Origin of the sequence: Dyella japonica DSM 16301, from assembly GCF_001010355.1 — a bacterium.
GTDB classification, from domain to species: Bacteria; Pseudomonadota; Gammaproteobacteria; order Xanthomonadales; family Rhodanobacteraceae; genus Dyella; species Dyella japonica.
Map to the genome: position 1 here is coordinate 1 of NZ_JPLA01000203.1, position 381 is coordinate 381.

Sequence of the window (381 nt, forward strand, 5' to 3'; positions counted from 1 at the left end):
GGCTTATACAGCGACGGTGTAGAGATTCCAGGTAACACCATACCTGTAGCGATTAAGCGGGCACAGGCCCAACTGGTCGCGGATACGGTGCAGAGCGGTAAGCCGTTATTAAGTAACAGTACCAACTACGCACTGAAAAAGCGTGTTCTTGGTCCACTGACACTTGAGTACGCAGTTGGTCAGAGTGCTGTGTTAGAAAGCGCAACACCACATCCGCGTTTCTGGGCTCTGATAAATGACTATCTGCGAAGCTCTGGATCACAAGGAGTAATGCGATGACAATTGCTTCAGAGTTTATTGCAATGGCACATGAGATGTTGAATGACCAAGAAATTGGTTTCGATGGAACACTCATTGTCAAAGTAAAAGAAGAGGGAAGTG

At 47.0% G+C, this 381-nt stretch carries 1 protein-coding gene; it reads left to right on the forward strand.

Annotation, left to right across the window (positions count from 1 at the left end):
• Positions 1-279: DnaT-like ssDNA-binding protein (locus Y882_RS20685; RefSeq protein ID WP_211259258.1), on the forward strand; the 279-nt coding region annotated here is incomplete at its 5' end.
• Between the last annotated feature and the right edge of the window lie 102 nt (positions 280-381).